Below are 22,139 nucleotides of genomic sequence, written 5' to 3' on the forward strand. Positions count from 1 at the left end.
CCGCCGCCGCCGCCGCCGCCGCCGCCGCCGCCGCCACCGCCACCGCCACCGCCACCGCCACCGTGACCACCGCCGTGACCGCCTCCGTGACCGCCACCACCGCCGTCACCGTGGCCACCGCCACCCGAAGTACCGCCACCCGAAGTACCGCCACCCGAAGTACCGCCACCCGAAGTACCGCCACCCGAAGTACCGCCACCCGAAGTGCCGCCACCCGAAGTACCGCCACCCGAAGTGCCGCCACCCGAAGTACCGCCTCCCGAAGTACCGCCACCGGAAGTACCGCCACCCGAAGTACCGCCACCGGAAGAGCCGCCACCTGAACCGCCGTTGCCCGACGCGTTGCCGCCGCGGCCTGTGCCGCCCGGGCTGCCTGAGGTTCCCCCCGTCGTTCCCCCGACACCGGCAGGTCCGACGGCGCCGTTCCCGTTGTTTCCGCCGCTACCGTTCCCGTTGCCACTGCCGCTACCTGTCCCACCACCATTTCCGCCGCCGCTGCCGCTCGCGCCGGGACCGCCATTACCGGCGCCCCGGCCGGCATAGACGTGCGCCGCGCATCCAGCCGGATCGGCGGCGCACGGCGAGGCGTTCTCGACCAGCGTCATGATGGTGTCCGCACTGGCGTTCGTGTCGGACGCGGAGTCGGGTGTCGTGTTTTGTGCGACGGCATACGAGCAGCAGCACGCCAACGCGGCTGCGGCCAGCAAGGTTGCACGAGGGCGCCGTCCCGCCGCGCGGAACGGTTGTGTCGTTTTATGCATCATGGCCTCCCCATGCGCGCGATGCCTCGTTGCCGCGCGACGATTTACGTGTAGTGCAGGGGGCTCAGAAGATTCGTTGTCCTATCGTCGGCCGATGACGTTCGGGCCGGCGCTTGACGCCAGCCGCGGACGCGGATCGGCACGCGGGCCCGCCGTGCGGATCCCACTCTGCGAGATTCGTGCCATCGGCCGCTCAGGGCCGTGACGAAAGGCGTGCGCAGTCGCGCGAGCGCGCATGCAGCACCGTTGGGAGGCGTTTTGTTTCCGGAATGAAACGTAGGGGCGTCGTTCAGCGCGCCGGCGCGTCGGCCGCGCGTTGCCAGCGGTGGAACAGGATCGACGCGATCCAGCAGAAGAGGAACAGCGCGACGATGCCGTAGCCGATCGAGCCGAAGCGTTCGCCGATCGCATCGAGCGTGTCGCGCACGGGGCCCGACAGCGCCAGCTTGTCGGCCAGCAGGCCGGCCGCCTCGATCCCGCCGATCGCCAGCGCGACGGCCGCCGACACGAACGTGATGCTCGCGTTGTAGAGCAGCTTGCGCTGCGGATCGTCCATCGCCCAGCCGTATGCCCGAATCATCAGCACGTTGTCGGTCGAGTCGATCAGCGTCATGCCGGCGGTGAACAGCGCCGGAAACAGCATGACCGTATAGACCGGGAGGCCCTGGCTCGCCTGCGCGGCGGCGATCGCGAGCAGGCCGATTTCGGTTGCAGTATCGAAACCTAGCCCGAACAGCACGCCGACCGGGTACATGTGCCAGCTCTTCGACACGAACCGGAACAGCGGGCGCAGCAACCGCGATACGAGTCCGGCGGGACGATGGTCGTGCGCGCCGTCGTGCGTATGCCCGGATGCGCCGCGATAGCGTCGCCACACGTCGCGCAGGATCATCAGGTTCACGCACGCGAGCACCAGCAGGAAGGTGGCCGATACGGCCGTGCCGATCGTGCCGCCGATTTCGCGAAATGCGTCGAACCGGTCGCGCAGCGCGAACGCGGTCAGCGCGATGCCGAGCGTCGCGACGATCACGATCGTCGAATGGCCGAGCGAGAAGAACAGGCCGACGCTCACCGGACGCTGGCCGTCCTGCATCAGCTTGCGCGTCGCGACGTCGATCGCGGCGATGTGATCCGCGTCGACCGCATGACGCAGCCCGAGCCCGTACGCGATCGCCGCGGTGCCGAGCAGCAGCGGATGGTCGCGCAGCACCGCGAGCGCCCACAGCCAGACGGCGACGTTCGCGGCGATCAGGCCGGCATAGAGGGTCAGCAGGCGGCGCAGGGCAGGGGTGGGGGTGGGCGGCATCGGGCGGGTTCCATCTGACGAATCGCCATCCATTGTGGCACGCGAAAAAAAGCTCGGCGCGCCGATCAAAAAGGGCCGCGATTCGCCGTGTGCGCCGGACGAAAAAAAGCCCGTCCGGAACCGGACGGGCTTCGCGTACCCGCGACCGCGCGCGGGTGAGCAGTGCTTACTTCGTCTTCGCGTTGATCACGGCTTCCGACACGTTCGCCGGCGTTTCCGCGTAATGCTTGAATTCCATCGTGTACGTCGCACGGCCTTGCGTGGCCGAGCGCAGCGACGTCGAATAGCCGAACATCTCCGCGAGCGGCACTTCGGCGCGCACCAGCTTGCCGCCGCCGCCCGCGATGTCCTCCATTCCCTGCACGATGCCGCGCCGGCTCGACAGGTCGCCCATCACGTTGCCCATGAAGTCCTCGGGCGTCTCGACCTCGACGGCCATCATCGGCTCGAGCAGCACGGGCTTCGCCTTGCGCATCGCCTCCTTGAACGCCATCGAGCCGGCCATCCGGAATGCGTTTTCGTTCGAGTCGACGTCGTGGTACGAACCGAACGTCAGATGCACCTTCACGTCGACGACCGGGTAGCCCGCGAGCACGCCCGACTTCAGCGTGTCCTGGATACCCTTGTCGACCGCCGGGATGTATTCACGCGGAATCACGCCACCCTTGATCTCGTCGAGGAACTCGTAGCCCTTGCCCGGGTTCGGCTCGAGCGTGATCACCGCGTGGCCGTACTGGCCGCGACCGCCCGACTGCTTGACGAACTTGCCTTCGACGTCGGCCGCCGTCGTGCGCACCGTTTCGCGATAGGCGACTTGCGGCTTGCCGACCGTCGCCTCGACGCCGAACTCGCGCTTCATCCGGTCGACCAGGATTTCGAGGTGAAGCTCGCCCATCCCCGAAATGATCGTCTGGCCGGACTCTTCGTCGGTCTGCACGCGGAACGACGGATCTTCCTGCGCGAGCCGGTTCAGCGCGAGGCCCATCTTTTCCTGGTCGGCCTTCGTCTTCGGCTCGACGGCCTGCGAGATCACCGGCTCCGGGAATTCCATCTTCTCGAGGATGATCGGCTTGGCCGGGTCGCACAGCGTGTCGCCGGTGGTCGCCTCCTTCAGGCCGACGGCCGCCGCGATGTCGCCCGCGCGCACTTCCTTGATTTCCTTGCGCTCGTTCGCGTGCATCTGCAGGATCCGGCCGAGCCGCTCCTTCTTGTCCTTCGTCGCGTTGAGCACCGTGTCGCCCGACTCGACGACGCCCGAATACACGCGGAAGAAGATCAGCTGGCCGACGAACGGGTCGGTCATGATCTTGAACGCGAGCGACGAGAACGGCTCGTCGTCGCTCGGGTGGCGTTCCGCCGGCTTCTCCGGATCGGCGAAGTCGTGCCCGAGAATCGCGGGCACGTCGACGGGCGACGGCAGGTAGTCGATCACCGCGTCGAGCATCGCCTGCACGCCCTTGTTCTTGAACGCGCTGCCGCACAGCATCGGCACGATCTCGTTGGCGATCGTGCGCTGGCGCAGCGCGGTCTTGATCTCGTCCTCGGTCAGCGATTCATGGTCGTGCAGATACTTCTCGAGCAGTTCCTCGCTCGCTTCGGCCGCGGCCTCGACCATCTTCTCGCGCCATTCGTGCGCGAGATCGACGAGGTTCGCGGGGATGTCCTCGTACGTGAATTTCACGCCCTGGCTTTCGTCGTCCCACACGATCGCCTTCATCTTCACGAGATCGACGACGCCCTGGAAATGGTCCTCTGCGCCGATCGGAATCTGGATCGGCACGGCGACGCCCTTCAGGCGCTCGCCGATCTGCTTCTGCACGCGGAAGAAGTCCGCGCCGATCCGGTCCATCTTGTTGACGAACGCGATGCGCGGCACCTTGTACTTGTTCGCCTGGCGCCACACGGTCTCGGATTGCGGCTGCACGCCGCCGACCGAGTCGTAGACCATGCACGCGCCGTCGAGCACGCGCATCGAGCGCTCGACCTCGATCGTGAAGTCGACGTGCCCGGGCGTATCGATGATGTTGATCCGGTGTTCCGGATAGTTGCCGGCCATGCCCTTCCAGAAGGCCGTGGTCGCCGCCGACGTGATCGTGATGCCGCGTTCCTGCTCCTGCTCCATCCAGTCCATCGTGGCCGCGCCGTCGTGCACTTCACCGATCTTGTGGCTCACACCGGTGTAAAACAGGATGCGCTCGGTCGTCGTGGTCTTGCCGGCGTCGATGTGAGCGCTGATCCCGATGTTTCGATAGCGCTCGATGGGGGTTTTGCGGGGCACGTGAACCTCCTGGTGGTTCGGATCGTAAGGGGGCCGGCTGGGCCGGCCCGGACTGGAACAAGCGAGATTTAAAGGATAGCGCTTGTCCGTGGCTTTTGCAGATGCGGGCAGCGTGTGCCGAATCAAGGCGGGCGCCGCGGGCGGGCGAAAAAAAAGCCGGCGCGCTGCGAGCGGCCGGCTCGGGTCGACGCGCGCCGCCGCCGCGGCATGGGTGGTTACTGCGGCTTGGGCAGCCCGTCGAGCTTCATGCCCGGCTTGATGCCCTTCGCGGCGAACCAGCCCTTGCTCATCTCGAGCGCATAGACGCCGTTGTTGCGCGGGCAGTGGTTGTCGGTCGTCTCGGCCTTCATCTCGTCGATGTCGGTGATCGTGCCGTCCGCGCGGATGAACGCGATCGACAGCGGAATCAGCGTGTTCTTCATCCAGAAGCAGTGCACGGCGTTCTCGTTGAAGACGAACAGCATGCCTTCGTTCGGCGCGAGCTGCGAACGGTACATCAGCCCCTGTTCGCGGTCGGCGTCGTTCGCGGCGACGGCCGCGTCGATCACGTACATGCCGGCGCGCAGCTTCACGCGCGGGAACTCGCTCGGCTGCTTGGCGCCGGGCGGCACTTGCGCGCCGGCGGCCTGCATGCCGAGCGCGAGAACGGCGAGCGCGGCGGGAAACACGGCGGCGCGCGCAAGGCGGCCGAGCGACGGGCGCAGGGAGAATGGCACAGCATGGCTCCTGTCTGGAAAGCAAGACCCGCATGGTACGCGATGCGCGGCGGCGGGCACAAAAAAGAAAAAGGCAGATCGCCTTGCGGTGATCTGCCTTTCAACGCCGTAAGAACGGCAGGACTGCGTGTTCTTGACTGCGTTATTACAGCCTGCTTACTTAGTTCGAAGCAGCTGCCGGAGCTTCGGCTTCGCTAGCTGCCTTCTTCGCTGCGTGGTGCTTCTTGGCGTGGTGCTTCTTGGCAGCCTTGTGCTTTGCCGGTGCCGAAGCAGCTGCCGGAGCAGCAGCCGAAGCAGCTTCCGGAGCCGATGCTTGTGCGAAAGCAGCCGTTGCGAAGAGACCAGCGACCAGAGCGGCGATCAGTTTGTTCATGTTGTGTTCCTCAGCTTTAGTTAATTAACCAAATGACCCGGCAATAGGAGTCATGTCGTCTAACGGTGCCATCCACCTTTCGGTTGACAGACGCTTCGAGAAATTTCTCTTTGCGCTGCGGGCGCCGAATCGTATTCGAATAAAACGTCGCTTTCGTGACGCAAACACGGGGTTCGGCTGCCAATGCCGGATAGCTAAGGTTGGCATCTGCGTGGTTTAACGCGCGATCTGCGCGCGCGGTTGACGAAAAAGACGACGAAAAATTCGCGCGCCCTGGATTCGCTACCCGGCGGCTGCGAAACCGTCCCACGGCGCGCGCGGCGGCAGCGCGATTGTTTCGCCCGGCGCAATGCCGAGCGCGAATATATCGAGCGCGCCGATGCCGACGCGCACCAGGCGCAACGTCGGAAAGCCGACGGCCGCCGTCATCCGGCGCACCTGCCGGTTCTTGCCCTCGGTGATCGCGAGCTCGATCCACGTGGTCGGGATCGCGGCGCGGTAGCGAATCGGCGGATTGCGCGGCCACAGTGTGTCGGGCGGCTCGATGAATTCGGCGCGGCACGGGCGCGTCACGTAGTCGCCGAGATCGACGCCGCGCGCGAGCGCCTTCAGGTCGGCCGGCCCCGGCGCGCCGTCGACCTGCGCCCAGTAGCGCTTCACGAGCTTGTGGCGCGGCTCCGCGATGCGCGCCTGCAGCGCGCCGTCGTCGGTGAGCAGCAGCAGCCCCTCGCTGTCCGCATCGAGCCGGCCGGCCGCGTACACGCCGGGCGTTTTTACCCAGTCGCCGAGCGACGGCCGCGTCTCGTGCGCGGAAAACTGGCAAATCGTGCCGAACGGCTTGTTGAGGGCGATCAGGTTCATGGCAGGGCGGCCGCCCGGCGCCCCGCACGGAGCGGGGGCGGGCGGTCTATGGCAAATGGCGGAATCTTAATGCATAATACGGAACGGCAAGTCCTCTGTCTTATATAAGACATAAGTGAGGTCTTGATACGCAGTGCCGCGGTTCGCGCCGAAGTGCCCGGTTGGGGCGCTAGAATAGCGGCTCGCTGTTGCCGTCACGGGGTGGCCATGCCGCGCCCCCGTCGCGCGCGCAGCTTCGACCAGCATCACCTGCTCAGCCACGTCACTGGAGTCGATCATGCCGTATCAGCACATCAAGGTTCCGGAGGGCGGTGACAAGATCACCGTCAACAAGGACTTCTCGCTCAACGTTTCCGATCAGCCGATCATTCCCTATATCGAAGGCGACGGTACGGGCTTCGATATCACGCCGGTCATGATCAAGGTCGTCGACGCGGCGGTCGCGCATGCGTACAAGGGCAAGCGCAAGATCCACTGGATGGAGATCTTCGCGGGCGAGAAGGCGACCAAGGTGTACGGCCCGGACGTGTGGCTGCCGGACGAAACGCTGCAGGTGCTGAAGGAATACGTGGTGTCGATCAAGGGGCCGCTCACGACCCCGGTCGGCGGCGGCATCCGTTCGCTGAACGTCGCGCTGCGCCAGGAGCTCGACCTCTACGTGTGCCTGCGCCCGGTCCAGTACTTCAAGGGCGTGCCGTCGCCGGTGCGCGAGCCGCAGAAGATCGACATGGTGATCTTCCGCGAGAACTCGGAAGACATCTACGCGGGCATCGAATGGGCCGCGGGCTCCGAGCAGGCGAAGAAGGTGATCAAGTTCCTGCAGGACGAGATGGGCGTGAAGAAGATCCGCTTCCCGGAAACCTCCGGGATCGGCGTCAAGCCCGTGTCGACCGAAGGCACCGAGCGTCTCGTGCGCAAGGCGATCCAGTACGCGATCGACAACGATCGCAAGTCGGTCACGCTGGTGCACAAGGGCAACATCATGAAGTTCACGGAAGGCCTGTTCCGTGACGCCGGCTACGCGCTCGCGCAGAAGGAATTCGGCGGCGAGCTGATCGACGGCGGCCCGTGGATGCGCGTGAAGAACCCGAAGACGGGCAACGAGATCGTGATCAAGGATTCGATCGCCGACGCGTTCCTGCAGCAGATCCTGCTGCGCCCGGCCGAATACGACGTGATCGCGACGCTGAACCTGAACGGCGACTACATCTCCGACGCGCTGGCCGCGCAGGTCGGCGGCATCGGGATCGCGCCGGGCGCGAACCTGTCGGATTCGGTCGCGATGTTCGAGGCGACGCACGGCACGGCGCCGAAGTACGCGGGCAAGGATTACGTGAACCCGGGTTCCGAGATCCTGTCGGCGGAAATGATGCTGCGCCACCTCGGCTGGACGGAAGCAGCCGACACGATCATCGCCGCGATGGAGAAGTCGATCCTGCAGAAGCGCGTCACGTACGACTTCGCGCGCCTGATGGAAGGTGCGACGCAAGTGTCGTGCTCCGGCTTCGGCGAAGTGCTGATCGAGAACATGTAAGACCCCTTCCGGGGTGGGCCGGCACGATGCCGGCCGCCCCGGCGCTGACTGCCGGCGCCGGAGCGTTTCGTGGATGGCAGGTTTGTTGGCAGGGCGGCCCGGCATCCGGGCCGCGGCGCCGCGATGCGGCCCGCAGGCCCTGCAAGGTAGAACATGACGGCCCTCGCAACACCACCGCCCGGCTGAGCCGGCGCGCCCCTTTCGCGATCGACCCGGTCGCTCCCCGCCGGTTACCGCCGGCGCTCTTCAGTCCCACCATCACGTAGCAATGCTTTGACCACCATGTCCACTTCGCCCAAGATCATCTACACCCTCACCGACGAAGCGCCCGCGCTCGCGACCTATTCGCTGCTGCCGATCGTCAAGGCCTTCACGCGTTCGTCCGGCGTCGCCGTCGAAACGCGCGACATCTCGCTCGCCGGCCGCATCATCGCGGCATTCGCAGACATCCTGCCGTCGGAGCAGAAGGGTTCCGACGATCTGGCCGAGCTGGGCCAGCTCACGCTGAAGCCGGAAGCGAACATCATCAAGCTGCCGAACATCAGCGCATCGGTGCCGCAGCTGAAGGCCGCGATCGCCGAACTGCAGGCGCAGGGCTACGCGCTGCCGGCGTATCCGGAAGATCCGTCGACGGACGAAGAGAAGGCCGTCAAGGCGCGCTACGACAAGATCAAGGGCAGCGCGGTGAACCCGGTGCTGCGCGAAGGCAACTCCGACCGCCGCGCGCCGCTGTCGGTCAAGAACTACGCACGCAAGCATCCGCACAAGATGGGCGCGTGGAAGTCCGCGTCGAAGGCTCACGTCGCGCACATGACCGAAGGCGACTTCTACGGCAGCGAGAAGTCGGCGCTGATCGCAGCGGCCGGCAGCGTGAAGATCGAACTGACGACCACCGACGGCGCGAAGAAGGTGCTGAAGGAAAAGACGGCCGTGAAGGCCGGTGAAGTGATCGACGCATCGGTGATGAGCCGCAACGCGCTGCGCAGCTTCATCGAAGCGCAGATCGCCGACGCGAAGGCGCAGGACGTGCTGTTCTCGGTGCACCTGAAGGCGACCATGATGAAGGTCTCGGACCCGATCCTGTTCGGCCACTTCGTGTCGGTGTTCTACCGCGACGCGCTCACCAAGCACGCGGACGTGCTGGCGAAAGCCGGCTTCAACCCGAACAACGGGATCGGCGACCTCTACGCGCGCCTGAAGGATCTCCCGGCCGACACGCGCGAGGCGATCGAAGCGGACGTCAAGGCCGAGTACGCGGTGCGCCCGCGCCTCGCGATGGTCAACTCGGACAAGGGCATCACGAACCTGCACGTGCCGAGCGACGTGATCGTCGACGCGTCGATGCCGGCGATGATCCGCGATTCGGGCGGCATGTGGGGCCCGGACGGTCAACTGTACGACGCGAAGGCCGTGATTCCGGACCGCTGCTACGCGGGCGTGTACCAGGCCGTGATCGAGGACTGCAAGCAGCACGGCGCGTTCGATCCGGTCACGATGGGCAGCGTGCCGAACGTGGGCCTGATGGCGCAGGCGGCCGAGGAATACGGTTCGCACGACAAGACGTTCCAGATTCCGGCGGACGGTGTCGTGCGGGTCATCGACGAAGCCGGCAACGTGCTGCTCGAGCACGCGGTCGAGTCGGGCGACATCTGGCGCATGTGCCAGACGAAGGACGCACCGGTGCAGGACTGGGTCAAGCTCGCGGTCAACCGCGCCCGCGCGACCGGCGCCCCGGCCGTGTTCTGGCTCGATCCGGCGCGCGCGCACGATGCGCAGATCATCGCGAAGGTCGAACGCTACCTGAAGGATCACGACACGAACGGCCTCGACATCCGCATCATGACGCCGGTCGAAGCGACGCGTTTCTCGCTCGAGCGCATCCGTGCGGGCAAGGACACGATCTCGGTCACCGGCAACGTGCTGCGCGACTACCTGACCGACCTGTTCCCGATCATGGAACTCGGCACCAGCGCGAAGATGCTGTCGATCGTGCCGCTGATGGCCGGCGGCGGGATGTTCGAAACGGGGGCGGGCGGCTCGGCGCCGAAGCACGTGCAGCAGTTCGTCGAAGAAGGCTTCCTGCGCTGGGATTCGCTCGGCGAATTCCTCGCGCTGGCCGCGTCGCTCGAACACCTCGGCAACGCGTACCAGAACGCGAAGGCGCTCGTGCTCGCGAAGACGCTCGACCAGGCGACCGGCAAGTTCCTGGACGAGAACAAGTCGCCGGCGCGCAAGGTCGGCGGCCTCGACAACCGCGGCAGCCACTTCTACCTGTGCCTGTACTGGGCGCAGGCGCTGGCCGAGCAGAGCGAGGACGCCGCGCTGAAGGCGCAGTTCGAAGGTGTGGCGAAGGCGCTGTCGGACAACGAGGCGCGCATCCTGGAAGAACTGGCGGCCGCGCAAGGCAAGCCGCAGGCGATCGGCGGGTACTACCGTCCGAACGTCGAGCTGACGAGCCAGGCCATGCGCCCGAGCGCGACGCTGAACGGCATCGTCGACGCGGTCGCGTGACGCCGGCCGCGCACTCGCGCGAGCCGTTGCATGTGCCGGCGCGGCGGATTGAACCGTTCGCCGCCCGGCACTCAAGAAAAACGCCCCGGTCGCCCGGGGCGTTTGTCGTTGCGGGGTTGCCATTCAGACGTGAACGATTTCCCATTCAGCGATTTCATGCGGCACTTCGAGCGTCGCGGTGTCGAGTTCGGACAGTTGCTCGCAGTCGCCGCGCGAGATGTGGTCGGCCGCCACTTCGGGGCACGAGAACGCGCCGAGCAGGGCGTTGCCGAACGTCGCTTCCCAGCCGCCGTTACCCGGCAGGATGTAGAACGACCCGAGCGCTGAACCAAAGCGAAATCCCTTCATTTCCGTTCTCCCTTTCTGATCACAAGCGATTCTGTTGCGCCGTCCGCCGGTTCGCCCGGCTGTGGCCCGACTGGCTGCTTGCGCCGGATTCCGTGTCGAACGTCGTGGCGAAGCGTCAGTGCATGGAACCAAGTCTACGTCCGGGCTCCGCTCGGATGGTGCGCGTAGAGCGACTTCTCGAAACAAAAATTCCCTTTTAAAAACAATTGATTATTTTCGTCGTTTTGTATTGCGGAACGTTTTTCGGCATCGCGAAACGGGAAATTTGTGCCCTGCACCACGAATTTTTATAACGCAGTGACTTGTTCCGCATCGTGAAAAATCGGCGGGTGCGAGCATCCGGCTGCAGCGGCGGAGAGCGCGAGGGCCGAGCGGAAGGCGCACAGCGCGTTCGCTGGAATGTGCGAAGGGGCGGCGCCATGCGTGCCGAAACACCGCCCGGCGATGGCCGTCGTGACGCCGTCCGGCGCGGTAACGATGCGTGCTGCGGCGTATCGCCACCCGTCCCGCGGCGGCGTTTTTCGATCCGGCCCTGCGGTTATGATGACGCGATCGCCGCCGCTCTCGCGCGGCGCTGCACGGATAACGAGGATCGATTGATGAGACGGAGAACCTTCCTGTCGCGCACCATCGGTGTCGCGGCCGCGTCGCTGTTCGCGCGCGCCGCATCGGCGCAGCATGCCGGTCACGCGGGCATGGCCGGCATGGATTCGATGGACGACATGCCGGGCATGTCGGGTATGCCAGGGATGTCGGCGCACGCGCAGCACGGCAAGCCCGCGCCGGCTGCCCTGGCGGCCGCCGACGCGCTGCCGGCCGGCGCGCCGCTCGCGACGTTGCGCACGCTGGCCAACGAAAGCCAAGAGCCCGGCACATTCCGGGCCACGCTGGTCGCTCAACCGGTGGCGCGAGCGCTGCTGCGCGGTGCGCGGCCGACCCCGTTCTGGCAGTTCGGCCCGGGCACGCAAGGCCCCGTCGTCGGCCCGCTGATCGACGTGCGCGAGGGCGATACGGTCGAAATCCGGTTCGTGAACAAGCTGCCGCAGCCGTCGACGATCCACTGGCACGGCCTGCCCGTGCCGCCCGACCAGGACGGCAACCCGTCCGATCCGGTCGCGCACGGCGCGTCGCGCGTGTATCGCTTCACGCTGCCGAAGGGTAGCGCCGGTACGTACTGGTACCACCCGCATCCGCACATGATGACCGCCGAGCAGGTGTTTCGCGGGCTGGCCGGCCCGTTCGTCGTGCGCGCCGCGGAGGATCCGCTTGCCGGCTGGCCCGAGCGCCACCTGTTCGTGTCGGATCTGAAGCTTGCGCGGGACGGCACGATCGCGCCGAACGACATGATGGACTGGATGAACGGCCGCGAAGGCCAGTTCGTGCTGGTCAACGGTGCGCGCCGGCCGCGCATCGACGTCGCGGGCGACGAACGCTGGCGTGTCTGGAACGCGTGCAGCGCACGCTACCTGCGCATCGCGTTCGACGACGGTCGCGCGTTCGAGCAGGTGGGCACCGACGGCGGGCTGTTCGACGCGCCGCGGCGCGTGACGTCGCTGCTGATTGCGCCGGGCGAGCGCGCGGAACTGTTGGTGCGTGCCGGCGATCGTGTGTCCCGCGCGGTGCTGCAGGCGGCGGAGTACGACCGCCGCAAGATGGCGATGTCGCACGACGACGGTCACGGCAGCCTGCCGCCCGATCCGGCGCTGGCGCTGGCCGATGTCGCGTTCGCGCCCGCCGAGGCCCGCGCGCTGCCTGCCACGCTGCGCACGGTGCCGCCGCTGGGCGAACCGGTCGCGCACAAGACGGTCGCGTTCGGCGAGGAAATGGACATGGACGCGATGATGAAGGGGGCGGCGCACGGCCGCCCGGCGGGCATGCGCTTCACGATCAACGGCGATACGTACGCGCCGCATCGCGCGACGCTGACGAGCCGCCGTGGCGACGTCGAGCGCTGGGAGATCCACAACGCCACCGACATGGATCACCCGTTCCATTTGCACGGCACGCAGTTTCAGGTGATCGAGCGCGCGTCGAACGGCTCGCGCATCCCCGAGCCGTTCCGCGCATGGCGTGATACCGTGAACGTGCGCAGCGGCGAAACCGTGACGATCCTCACCACGCAGGAGATGTCCGGCGAGCGCATGTTTCACTGCCACATCCTCGAACACGAGGATCTCGGGATGATGGGAACGCTGAAGGTGATGTGATGCCGGATCGATCCGCCGTCGGGCTGGTTTGACGGCGGATCGATCGTCCCGCGATCGCACAGCGGCCATTCCTGTTCAGACGCATCCGATGTTCGATATCCACGCAATCGGACAGCGCTTAATTTCGTACTTGGCTCATATTCTTTTGAGTTGACGGTCCCTATACTCGGTCGAGTGCAATTTCCATGACGCGCTACGGTGCCGGCCCATGCGGGCGGGCATCGCCGGTGTCGCCATGACGTTGCGCGGTATTGACGCGGGCGCAAGACGATATCCGTTTCTCTTGAATTCAAACGATGTCGCGCCATGAGTGACGAAATCAAGTATTTAGGACTCTTATGAAATTAATAAGAAACCCGATGGGCGGTCTGATGAACGAAAAGCGTGCCGTGCGCGTTCTGACCTTGCGTACCATCGCGGCAAGTGTGATTGGCATGTCGAGTCTGTTGGCCACGGATGCGCGCGCTCAACTGTCGTTGCAGGAGCAGATCGATCAATTGAGCAACGCAGTCGGCCGGTTGGGCGCGACGGCCGATTCGCTGGCCGGATCGATCAACAACATCAACGACAGGCTTGCCAATTCTTCGTTGCCGTCACCCGGCACGGGGCAAAACAGCGTCGCGCTCGGGAAAAACTCGAACGCGTCCGCCACGGACAGCACGGCGCTCGGCAATTCGGCGTCGGCGACGGGCGACGCGAGCGTCGCGCTGGGCAAGGGCGCGAACGCAAGCGCCGACCAGAGCATGGCGGCAGGCACCGGCGCGACGGCATCGGGCGTGAACAGCTCGGCGGTGGGTGTGCACGCGTCGGCGACGGGTGTGGACAGCACTGCGCTCGGCCATTCGGCATCGGCGACGGGCGATGAGAGCATCGCACTCGGCAAGGGCGCGAACGCAAGCGCCGACCAGAGCATGGCGGCTGGCACCGGCGCGACGGCATCGGGCGTGAACAGCTCGGCGGTCGGCGTGAATGCGTCGGCGACGGGTGTGGATAGCACGGCGCTTGGCAATTCGGCATCGGCCATGGGCGATGAGAGCATCGCACTCGGCAAGGGCGCGAACGCAAGCGCCGACCAGAGCATGGCGGCTGGCACGGGCGCGACAGCATCGGGCGCGAACAGCTCGGCGGTCGGCGTGAATGCGTCGGCGGCGGGTGTGGACAGCACCGCGCTCGGCAATTCGGCATCGGCCACGGGCGATGAGAGCATCGCACTCGGCAAGGGCGCGAACGCAAGCGCCGACCAGAGCATGGCGGCCGGCACCGGCGCGACGGCATCGGGCGCGAACGGCTCGGCGGTCGGCGTGAACGCGTCGGCGGCGGGCGTGGACAGCACGGCGCTCGGCAATTCGGCGTCGGCGACGGGCGACGCGAGCGTCGCGCTCGGCAAGGGCGCGAATGCGAGCGCCGAGCAGAGCATGGCGGCCGGCACCGGCGCGACGGCATCGGGCGCGAACGGCTCGGCGGTCGGCGTGAACGCGTTGGCCGCGGGTGTGGACGGCACGGCGCTCGGCAATTCGGCGTCGGCGACGGGCGACGCGAGCGTCGCGCTCGGCAAGGGCGCGAATGCGAGCGCCGAGCAGAGCATGGCGGCCGGCACCGGCGCGACGGCGTCGGGCGTGAACGGTACGGCGCTTGGCGCGCAGGCCGCGGCGGCCGGCAATGCGAGTCTCGCGGCCGGAGCCGGTGCGTACGCATCGGGTGCGAACAGCACCGCGGTGGGTGTCGGCGCGCTGGCGGGCGCGGACAACAGCATGGCGCTGGGCGCGGCAGCGGCCGCAACGGGAGACGCGAGCATGGCGAACGGCGTGCGCGCCCAGGCGCTCGGCGCGCGCAGCGTCGCGGTTGGCACGGGCGCGGTCGCGGCCGGCAACGGCAGCGTGACGCTCGGCTCGGGGGCATCGGCGGCCGGCGCGCACAGCACGGCAATCGGTACGGACGCGGTCGCGACCGGCGCGAACTCCGTGGCGCTGGGGAGCGGCTCGGTGGCGGATCGTGACAATACCGTGTCGGTGGGCACGCCGACGAACGAGAGGAAGATCGCCAACCTCGCGGACGCCGTGCTGCCTTCGGATGCCGTGAACCTCCGTCAACTCAACGCGGTCGCGCGACGTGCCTACAGCGGCGTCGCGGCGGCCACCGCGCTGACGATGATTCCGGATGTCGATCCCGGCAAGACGATTGCCGTCGGCATGGGCTTTGGCAGCTATCTCGGCTATCAGGCCGGCGCGTTCGGCGCGTCGGTCCGGCTCCGCGAGAACCTGAAGATGAAGATCGGCGCCGGCTTTAGCTCCGCGGCGACGACGTGGGGCGCGGGCGCGTCGTACAGCTGGTAACGAATGGCGCCGGCGGCGTTGCCGGCGTGTCGGATCCGGTACGCCGCACGTGTCGCCAGCAAGTGCGGGTATCGGGCGGGCGCGGCGCTTCGGCGGCGCGCCCGTTTTTCATGCGCCACGCATTCGCATCTTTGGCGCGACAATCGTATATTGCGCGCCGCGATTGTATGAAAACGGCAATCAAATCGCCGATGCATTGGCGCTTTGAAAGATGCGCCACAAAAAAAGAAACCCGGCATATGCCGGGTTTCTTCATCCGAAATCCGTTGCCTTCAGGCAGCCTGGATATTCGAAGCCTGCTTGCCCTTCGGGCCTTGGACGACCTCGAAGCTTACCTTCTGGCCTTCCTTGAGGGTCTTGAAACCCTGCATGTTGATGGCCGAGAAGTGCGCAAACAGATCTTCACCGCCCTCGTCGGGAGTGATGAAACCGAAGCCCTTCGCGTCGTTGAACCACTTAACGATACCAGTTGCCATTTTCCTACTTCCCCTGTCACACAGTCGCTGCTACTTACCACGAGCACGCTCGAAAAGCTAAACGACCGGAAAATACAGCCGTTCCCCCCTCACAAGCTCACCTTCGGCCTCTTTCATTTCGCCGTCAGACGAATTGAAAAAAGTGCCAGCTTGATTGTTGGCGCTCTTTATTGGAGTGTCAAGTGGAATTTTTAGACGGTTGGAGGGTCGTTGTAAAGAACCCATTTTCAGGGTTTTTCCGGCTTTGCTTTGCAGCATGTGGCCAAGCGCGGGGGCTTGAAAAGCCGCATAATCGGCTCATATACCAGGCTCGAGTGACACGCGTTCGAGTCGTCCCGGCTTGTGGGATACTGGATGCGGACACGACGTTCCGGTGCGACTCCCACTGACGGTTCGTGTTCCGCGCCATGCGTGAAAGCCGGCACCGCAGCCGGCTTTCGTATGGCGCGAGGGCGATCGCGTGTTCCGGGATACCGGGGAGGGCGCCGGCCGGTCGGTCGGGTAATGGCAGGATTGCGGGCCTGTCCGAGTTGTTTAGAATGGGTGTATGGCGATTATCCCGGACAAGCAGGACAGTACCGTCCTGGAACGCAAGCAGCAGAAGCTGAAGCCGCCTTCGATGTACAAGGTGGTGCTGCTGAACGACGACTTCACGCCGATGGAATTCGTCGTGATGGTGGTCCAGGAGTATTTCAAGAAGGATCGCGAGACGGCCACGCAGATCATGCTGAAGGTCCATCGCGAAGGGCGAGGGGTTTGTGGGGTCTATACGCGGGACATCGCGTCGACCAAGGTTGAGCAAGTCGTTACCCATGCGCGGCAGGCAGGGCATCCGCTGCAGTGCGTGATGGAGGAAGCATGATTGCCCAGGAATTGGAAGTCAGCCTGCACATGGCGTTCATGGAAGCACGCCAGGCGCGCCATGAGTTCATTACGGTCGAGCACCTGCTGCTGGCCCTGCTGGATAATCCGACGGCAGCCGAGGTGTTGCGCGCGTGTGCGGCCAACATCGAGGACTTGCGTCAGAACCTGCGCAATTTCATCCACGACAACACACCTACCGTCCCGGGCACCGACGATGTCGATACCCAGCCGACGCTCGGGTTCCAGCGCGTGATCCAGCGCGCGATCATGCACGTCCAGTCGACGTCGAACGGCAAGAAGGAAGTCACCGGCGCGAACGTGCTGGTCGCGATCTTCGGCGAGAAGGATTCGCACGCCGTCTACTACCTGCAGCAGCAGGGCGTCACGCGTCTCGACGTGGTGAACTTCATTTCGCACGGTATCGCGAAGACGAACAGCGGCGAAGCCGCGAAGTCGACCGACGCGAACGCGGAAAGCGAGGACGCGAACGCGCAGAAGGAAACGCCGCTCGCGCAGTTCACGCAGAACCTGAACCAGATGGCGAAGGACGGCCGCATCGATCCGCTGATCGGCCGCGAGCCGGAGGTCGAGCGCGTCGTGCAGGTGCTGTGCCGTCGCCGCAAGAACAACCCGCTGCTCGTCGGCGAAGCCGGCGTCGGCAAGACCGCGATCGCCGAAGGGCTCGCGTATCGGATCACCCGCGGCGAAGTGCCGGACATCCTCGCGAACGCGCAGGTGTATTCGCTCGACATGGGCGCGCTGCTCGCGGGCACCAAGTATCGCGGCGATTTCGAGCAGCGTCTGAAGACGGTGCTGAAGGAGTTGAAGGAGCGGCCGCACGCGATCCTCTTCATCGACGAAATCCATACGCTGATCGGCGCGGGCGCCGCGTCGGGCGGCACGCTCGATGCATCGAACCTGCTGAAGCCGGCGTTGTCGTCGGGCACGCTCAAGTGCATCGGCGCGACGACGTTCACCGAGTACCGCGGCATCTTCGAGAAGGATGCGGCGCTGTCGCGGCGCTTCCAGAAGGTCGACGTGACGGAGCCGAGCGTCGAGCAGACGGTCGCGATCCTGCGCGGGCTGAAGTCGCGCTTCGAGGAGCATCACGGCGTCAAGTACTCGTCGGGTGCGCTGTCGGCCGCGGCCGAACTGTCGGCGCGCTTCATCACCGACCGTCACCTGCCGGACAAGGCGATCGACGTGATCGACGAGGCGGGCGCCGCGCAGCGGATCCTGCCGAAGTCGAAGCAGAAGAAGACGATCGGCAAGGGCGAGATCGAGGAAATCATCTCGAAGATCGCGCGCGTGCCGGCGCAGAGCGTGTCGCAGGACGATCGCAGCAAGCTGCAGACGCTCGATCGCGACTTGAAGAGCGTCGTGTTCGGCCAGGATCCGGCGATCGATGCGCTCGCGGCCTCGATCAAGATGGCGCGCGCGGGCCTCGGCAAGATGGACAAGCCGATCGGCGCGTTCCTGTTCTCCGGCCCGACGGGTGTCGGCAAGACCGAAGTGGCGCGCCAGCTCGCGTTCACGCTCGGCATCGAGCTGATCCGCTTCGACATGTCGGAATACATGGAGCGTCACGCGGTGAGCCGGCTGATCGGCGCGCCGCCGGGCTACGTCGGGTTCGACCAGGGCGGCCTGCTGACCGAAGCCGTCACGAAGAAGCCGCATTGCGTGCTGCTGCTCGACGAAATCGAGAAGGCGCATCCGGACATCTTCAACGTGCTGCTGCAGGTGATGGACCACGGCACGCTGACGGACAACAACGGCCGCAAGGCGGATTTCCGCAACGTCATCATCATCATGACGACGAACGCGGGCGCCGAGTCGATGCAGAAGGCGACGATCGGTTTCACGACGCGCCGCGAAACGGGCGACGAGATGACCGACATCAAGCGCCTGTTCACGCCGGAATTCCGCAACCGCCTGGATGCGATCATCAGCTTCCGCTCGCTCGATGAGGAAATCATCATGCGTGTGGTCGACAAGTTCCTGATCCAGCTCGAGGAACAGCTGCACGAGAAGAAGGTTGACGCGCTCTTCACCGACGCGTTGCGCAAGCATCTCGCGAAGCACGGCTTCGACCCGCTGATGGGCGCGCGGCCGATGCAGCGGCTGATCCAGGACACGATCCGGCGCGCGCTGGCCGACGAACTGCTGTTCGGCAAGCTCGTCAACGGCGGTCATGTGACCGTCGACGTCGACGAAAGCGACAAGGTGCAGTTGTCGTTCGACAAGCTGGCGAATCCGCCGCACAAGCCGAACGAAGAGACGGTCGAAGTCGAGTAAGCGATCATTCGTTGTTCATGCGAACGGCGCGGGAAGTTCTCCGCGCCGTTTCGTTTTATCCGGCGCCGGCGGCGCGATGGTGGTGCAGGGGAGTGGTAACGCAGTGACACAACAACAACGGTCGTTCGACGATATCGTCGCGCGCGAACAAGGGTTGCGCCACGCGCTGACGTCGGGGCAGATGGCGATGATCGCGATCGGCGGCGCGATCGGCACGGGGCTGTTCCTCGGCAGCGGGTTCGCGATCGGGCTCGCCGGCCCGAGCGTGCTGGTTTCCTATGCGATCGGCGCGCTGATCGCGCTGCTGCTGATGGGCGCGCTCGCGGAAATGACCGCCGCGCATCCGACGGCCGGCTCGTTCGGCGCGTATGCCGAGCATTACGTCGGCCCGCTCGCGGGCTTCCTGGTGCGCTATGCGTACTGGTTCGCGGTCGTGTTCGCGATCGGCACCGAGATCAGCGCGATCGCCGTGTTCATGAAGTACTGGTTTCCGGCCGTGCCCGGCTGGTACTGGGTGATCGGCTTCTCCGCGCTGCTGATCGCGGTGAATCTCGCCAGCGTCACGCTGTACGGGACGGTCGAATACGCGTTCTCGTTGCTGAAGATCGCGGCGATCGTCGTGTTCATCGTGCTCGGCGCGTTTCTCGTGTGGTCGGCGCCGGCCGCATCGGGCGTCGGTTTCGCGAACTACACCGCGCACGGCGGTTTCATGCCGAAGGGGCCTTGGGGTACCTGGGTCGCGGTGATCGTCGCGATTTTCAGCTACATGAGCATCGAAGCCGTCGCGATCGCGGCCGGCGAGGCGCGCGATCCGCAGCACGCGGTCACGCGCGCCTTCCGCTCGACCGTGTTCCGGCTCGTGCTGTTCTACCTGCTGACGCTGTCGCTGATGCTGGCGATCGTGCCGTGGACGCAGGCCGGCACCGACGAAAGCCCGTTCGTGAAGGTGATGGCCGCGACGCACGTGCCGTATGCGGCGGGCGTGATCAACTTCGTGCTGCTGATCGCGGCGCTGTCGGCGATGAACAGCCAGCTCTACGTGACGACGCGGATGATGTTCAGTCTGTCGCGCGCGCGCCTCGCGCCGGCGGTATTCGGCCGGCTGGGCGCGAACGGCGTGCCGCGCGCCGCGCTATGGATTTCGACGAGCGGCGTCGCGGTGGCCGCCGTGCTGGTTGCGCTGGCGCCCGACACCGCGTTCACGGTGATGATGGCGATCGCGATGTTCGGCGCGCTGTTTACGTGGCTGATGATCTTCGTCACGCACCTGCGCTTCCGTTCGAAGTATCGGGGCCCTACGCTCGCGTTCCGGATGTGGGGGCACCCGTTCGGCAGCCTGCTCGGCGCGGCGCTCGTCGCGGCGATCCTGCTGACGACCGCTTTCACGCGCGAATTCCGGATGACGATGGTGGTCGGCGTCGTGTTCGTCGTGCTGCTGACGCTCGCCTACGCGCTGCATTACCGGCACCGGCACGCGCGCTGATCGTGCGGCCCGGCTTTTCGTGCTGCGTGGCTCAGTGGCGGCCGGTGCTGCCGAAGCCGCCTTCGCCGCGATCGCTCTCGGTGAATTCGTCGACGATGTTGAACTGCGCCTGCACGACCGGCACGATCACGAGCTGCGCGAGCCGTTCGAACGGGTTCAGCACGAATTCGGTCTGGCCGCGGTTCCACGTCGAGACCATCAACTGGCCCTGGTAGTCGGAATCGATCAGGCCGACGAGATTGCCGAGCACGATCCCGTGCTTGTGGCCGAGGCCCGAGCGCGGCAGGATCAGCGCCGCATAGCCGGGATCGGCGAGGTGGATCGCGAGGCCCGTCGGCACGAGCGTGGTTTCGCCCGGCTTCAGCGTGACCGGGGCGTCGAGGCACGCGCGCAGGTCGAGGCCGGCGCTGCCGGTGGTCGCGTAGGCGGGCAGGTAGTCGCGCATGCGCGCGTCGAGAATCTTCAGGTCGAGTTTCATGCGGTCGTCGAATCGGTCGGGAAGGGCGCGGCGGCCAGTGCCGCCGCGCGGGATCAGATCAGGCGATTGTCGGGCAGGCGCTTCGCGATTTCCGCGACGAGCGCGTGCGCGAGTTCGTCCTTGGGCGCGCGCGGCAGGCGCGTGAGGCCGGCGGCCTCGAACAGCACGACTTCGTTGTCGTCGCGCCCGAACGTCAGCGGGCCGAGGTTGCCGACGAGCAGCGGCACGTTCTTGCGCTTGCGCTTCTCGTCGCCGTGCACGTCGAGGTCGCCGCTTTCGGCCGCGAAGCCGACGCAGAACGGCGGATCGGGCAGCGCGGCGACCGACGCGAGGATGTCGGGGTTCTCGACGAACGCGAGCGCCGGCATCTTGCGGTCGGCCGTCTTCTTCATCTTGTGCTCGGCCGGCTGGTCGACGCGCCAGTCGGCGACCGCCGCCACCGCGATGAAGATGTCGGCATCGGCGACCGCCTGCATCACCGCGTCGTACATTTGCTGCGCGGTCTGCACGTCCTGGCGGGTCACGCCCCACGGCGTGTCGAGCGCGACCGGCCCGGCGACGAGATGCACGTCGGCGCCCGCCTGCTGCGCGGCGCGCGCGAGCGCGAAGCCCATCTTGCCGCTGGAGCGGTTCGTCAGGCCGCGGACCGGGTCGAGCGGCTCGAACGTCGGCCCGGCCGTGATCAGCACGCGCCGGTGCGCGAGCACCTTCGGCGCGAAGTGCGCGACGATCGCTTCATAGATCGCCTCGGGTTCGAGCATGCGGCCGTCGCCGACTTCGCCGCATGCCTGCGCGCCCGAGTCCGGGCCGAGCACCGATACGCCGTCCGCGCGCAGTTGCGCGGCATTGCGTTGCGTGGCCGGGTTCTGCCACATCTGGCGATTCATCGCGGGCACGACGAGCAGCGGGCAGTCGCGTGCGACGCACAGCGTCGACAGCAGATCGTCGGCGAACCCGTGCGCGAGCTTCGCGAGGAAATCCGTCGACGCGGGCGCGATCACGATCGCGTCGGCTTCGCGCGACAGGTCGATGTGCGCCATGTTGTTGTCGATGCGCGCGTCCCACTGGCTCGTGTAGACGGGCCGCCCCGACAGCGCCTGCATCGTGACCGGCGTGATGAACTGGGTGGCGGCGTCGGTCATCGCGACCTGCACGGTCGCGCCGGCCTTCACGAGCAGCCGCGTGAGCTCGGCGATCTTGTAGCAGGCGATGCCGCCCGTCAGGCCGAGAACGAGGTGTTTTCCTGCGAGTTCTGCGTGTGCCAACTCAGGCCTCCTGGGGTCAAACGGAACGGCCGGCGCGAAGCCGGCCGTCG

General features: G+C 66.2%; 16 protein-coding genes and 2 pseudogenes. 8 read left to right on the forward strand and 10 right to left on the reverse strand.

The window, feature by feature from the left end:
• From C5F75_RS37490 to C5F75_RS05100, 6 genes and pseudogenes are all read right to left on the reverse strand, one after another.
• Positions 1 to 761, reverse strand: a pseudogene (locus C5F75_RS37490) (hypothetical protein); the annotation flags it as partial.
• Positions 762 to 1,050: 289 nt separating this feature from the next.
• Positions 1,051 to 2,100: a HoxN/HupN/NixA family nickel/cobalt transporter gene (locus C5F75_RS05080; protein ID WP_059576889.1), complete on the reverse strand. Its 1,050-nt coding sequence runs from the start codon at positions 2,098 to 2,100 to the stop codon at positions 1,051 to 1,053.
• Positions 2,101 to 2,233: 133 nt separating this feature from the next.
• Positions 2,234 to 4,345 (reverse strand): elongation factor G, encoded by a 2,112-nt coding sequence (gene fusA / locus C5F75_RS05085; RefSeq protein ID WP_059576886.1) that lies wholly within the window; start codon positions 4,343 to 4,345, stop codon positions 2,234 to 2,236.
• A gap of 215 nt (positions 4,346 to 4,560) precedes the next feature.
• The gene (locus tag C5F75_RS05090) at positions 4,561 to 5,061 is read right to left on the reverse strand and encodes a DUF192 domain-containing protein (protein ID WP_034208197.1); all 501 of its coding nucleotides are present in this window, start codon (positions 5,059 to 5,061) and stop codon (positions 4,561 to 4,563) included.
• Positions 5,062 to 5,221: 160 nt separating this feature from the next.
• Positions 5,222 to 5,434: a hypothetical protein gene (locus C5F75_RS05095; protein WP_006398520.1), complete on the reverse strand. Its 213-nt coding sequence runs from the start codon at positions 5,432 to 5,434 to the stop codon at positions 5,222 to 5,224.
• Positions 5,435 to 5,716: 282 nt separating this feature from the next.
• Positions 5,717 to 6,295 (reverse strand): pseudouridine synthase, encoded by a 579-nt coding sequence (locus C5F75_RS05100; protein ID WP_059576881.1) that lies wholly within the window; start codon positions 6,293 to 6,295, stop codon positions 5,717 to 5,719.
• 277 nt (positions 6,296 to 6,572) lie between these two features.
• Here C5F75_RS05100 and icd point away from each other — a divergent pair, with 277 nt between their 5' ends.
• On the forward strand, positions 6,573 to 7,829 hold the full coding sequence (gene icd, locus C5F75_RS05105) for an NADP-dependent isocitrate dehydrogenase (protein ID WP_006478026.1): 1,257 nt from the start codon (positions 6,573 to 6,575) through the stop codon (positions 7,827 to 7,829).
• Positions 7,830 to 8,111: 282 nt separating this feature from the next.
• The gene (locus C5F75_RS05110; protein ID WP_104011946.1) at positions 8,112 to 10,340 is read left to right on the forward strand and encodes an NADP-dependent isocitrate dehydrogenase; all 2,229 of its coding nucleotides are present in this window, start codon (positions 8,112 to 8,114) and stop codon (positions 10,338 to 10,340) included.
• A gap of 123 nt (positions 10,341 to 10,463) precedes the next feature.
• Here C5F75_RS05110 and C5F75_RS05115 read toward each other — a convergent pair whose 3' ends face one another.
• Positions 10,464 to 10,688 carry a hypothetical protein gene (locus C5F75_RS05115; RefSeq protein ID WP_006490888.1) on the reverse strand — a complete coding sequence of 75 codons (225 nt, stop codon included), beginning with the start codon at positions 10,686 to 10,688 and terminating at the stop codon, positions 10,464 to 10,466.
• A gap of 599 nt (positions 10,689 to 11,287) precedes the next feature.
• Here C5F75_RS05115 and C5F75_RS05120 point away from each other — a divergent pair.
• The 3 genes and pseudogenes from C5F75_RS05120 to C5F75_RS05125 all read left to right on the forward strand — a co-directional run bounded on the left by C5F75_RS05120 (position 11,288) and on the right by C5F75_RS05125 (position 15,228).
• Positions 11,288 to 12,895 (forward strand): multicopper oxidase family protein, encoded by a 1,608-nt coding sequence (locus C5F75_RS05120; protein WP_104011947.1) that lies wholly within the window; start codon positions 11,288 to 11,290, stop codon positions 12,893 to 12,895.
• 434 nt (positions 12,896 to 13,329) lie between these two features.
• Positions 13,330 to 13,917: pseudogene (locus tag C5F75_RS37120) on the forward strand (hypothetical protein); the annotation flags it as partial.
• Positions 13,918 to 15,228 carry a YadA family autotransporter adhesin gene (locus tag C5F75_RS05125; RefSeq protein ID WP_258048544.1) on the forward strand — a complete coding sequence of 437 codons (1,311 nt, stop codon included), beginning with the start codon at positions 13,918 to 13,920 and terminating at the stop codon, positions 15,226 to 15,228.
• 272 nt (positions 15,229 to 15,500) lie between these two features.
• On the opposite strand, the gene C5F75_RS05130 is transcribed toward C5F75_RS05125, so the two are convergent.
• The gene (locus C5F75_RS05130) at positions 15,501 to 15,704 is read right to left on the reverse strand and encodes a cold-shock protein (protein WP_004196460.1); all 204 of its coding nucleotides are present in this window, start codon (positions 15,702 to 15,704) and stop codon (positions 15,501 to 15,503) included.
• Positions 15,705 to 16,251: 547 nt separating this feature from the next.
• Between C5F75_RS05130 and clpS the strand changes: the two genes are divergently transcribed.
• The 3 genes from clpS to C5F75_RS05150 all read left to right on the forward strand — a co-directional run bounded on the left by clpS (position 16,252) and on the right by C5F75_RS05150 (position 20,346).
• Entirely contained in the window at positions 16,252 to 16,566 is a 315-nt protein-coding gene (clpS, locus tag C5F75_RS05140; RefSeq protein ID WP_006398529.1) for an ATP-dependent Clp protease adapter ClpS, read from the forward strand.
• Positions 16,563 to 18,863 carry an ATP-dependent Clp protease ATP-binding subunit ClpA gene (clpA, locus tag C5F75_RS05145; protein WP_059576869.1) on the forward strand — a complete coding sequence of 767 codons (2,301 nt, stop codon included), beginning with the start codon at positions 16,563 to 16,565 and terminating at the stop codon, positions 18,861 to 18,863. The genes clpS and clpA overlap by 4 nt, the downstream gene beginning before the upstream one ends.
• A 103-nt stretch (positions 18,864 to 18,966) precedes the next feature.
• Positions 18,967 to 20,346, forward strand: a complete 1,380-nt coding sequence (locus tag C5F75_RS05150; RefSeq protein WP_104011989.1) for an amino acid permease — start codon at positions 18,967 to 18,969, stop codon at positions 20,344 to 20,346.
• Positions 20,347 to 20,377: 31 nt separating this feature from the next.
• Here the strand turns inward: C5F75_RS05150 and dut are convergent, their stop codons facing one another.
• The gene (gene dut, locus C5F75_RS05155) at positions 20,378 to 20,824 is read right to left on the reverse strand and encodes a dUTP diphosphatase (protein WP_060966753.1); all 447 of its coding nucleotides are present in this window, start codon (positions 20,822 to 20,824) and stop codon (positions 20,378 to 20,380) included.
• 53 nt (positions 20,825 to 20,877) lie between these two features.
• Positions 20,878 to 22,089, reverse strand: coding sequence for a bifunctional phosphopantothenoylcysteine decarboxylase/phosphopantothenate--cysteine ligase CoaBC (gene coaBC / locus C5F75_RS05160; protein ID WP_059646201.1), 1,212 nt, complete (start codon positions 22,087 to 22,089; stop codon positions 20,878 to 20,880).
• Positions 22,090 to 22,139: the final 50 nt, after the last annotated feature.

Source organism: Burkholderia anthinoferrum, assembly GCF_002925705.1.
Classification (GTDB): Bacteria; Pseudomonadota; Gammaproteobacteria; order Burkholderiales; family Burkholderiaceae; genus Burkholderia; species Burkholderia semiarida.

What these genes read in the sequence shown, in the direction of transcription:
- C5F75_RS05080 (WP_059576889.1), bottom strand. Translation starts at nt 2,100, where the DNA reads ATGGATGGCGATTCGTCAGATGGAACCCGCCCGATGCCGCCCACCCCC.
- C5F75_RS05095 (WP_006398520.1), bottom strand. Translation starts at nt 5,434, where the DNA reads ATGAACAAACTGATCGCCGCTCTGGTCGCTGGTCTCTTCGCAACGGCT.
- C5F75_RS05100 (WP_059576881.1), bottom strand. Translation starts at nt 6,295, where the DNA reads ATGAACCTGATCGCCCTCAACAAGCCGTTCGGCACGATTTGCCAGTTT.
- icd (WP_006478026.1), top strand. Translation starts at nt 6,573, where the DNA reads ATGCCGTATCAGCACATCAAGGTTCCGGAGGGCGGTGACAAGATCACC.
- C5F75_RS05110 (WP_104011946.1), top strand. Translation starts at nt 8,112, where the DNA reads ATGTCCACTTCGCCCAAGATCATCTACACCCTCACCGACGAAGCGCCC.
- C5F75_RS05115 (WP_006490888.1), bottom strand. Translation starts at nt 10,688, where the DNA reads ATGAAGGGATTTCGCTTTGGTTCAGCGCTCGGGTCGTTCTACATCCTG.
- C5F75_RS05120 (WP_104011947.1), top strand. Translation starts at nt 11,288, where the DNA reads ATGAGACGGAGAACCTTCCTGTCGCGCACCATCGGTGTCGCGGCCGCG.
- C5F75_RS05125 (WP_258048544.1), top strand. Translation starts at nt 13,918, where the DNA reads ATGGGCGATGAGAGCATCGCACTCGGCAAGGGCGCGAACGCAAGCGCC.
- C5F75_RS05130 (WP_004196460.1), bottom strand. Translation starts at nt 15,704, where the DNA reads ATGGCAACTGGTATCGTTAAGTGGTTCAACGACGCGAAGGGCTTCGGT.
- clpS (WP_006398529.1), top strand. Translation starts at nt 16,252, where the DNA reads ATGGCGATTATCCCGGACAAGCAGGACAGTACCGTCCTGGAACGCAAG.
- clpA (WP_059576869.1), top strand. Translation starts at nt 16,563, where the DNA reads ATGATTGCCCAGGAATTGGAAGTCAGCCTGCACATGGCGTTCATGGAA.
- dut (WP_060966753.1), bottom strand. Translation starts at nt 20,824, where the DNA reads ATGAAACTCGACCTGAAGATTCTCGACGCGCGCATGCGCGACTACCTG.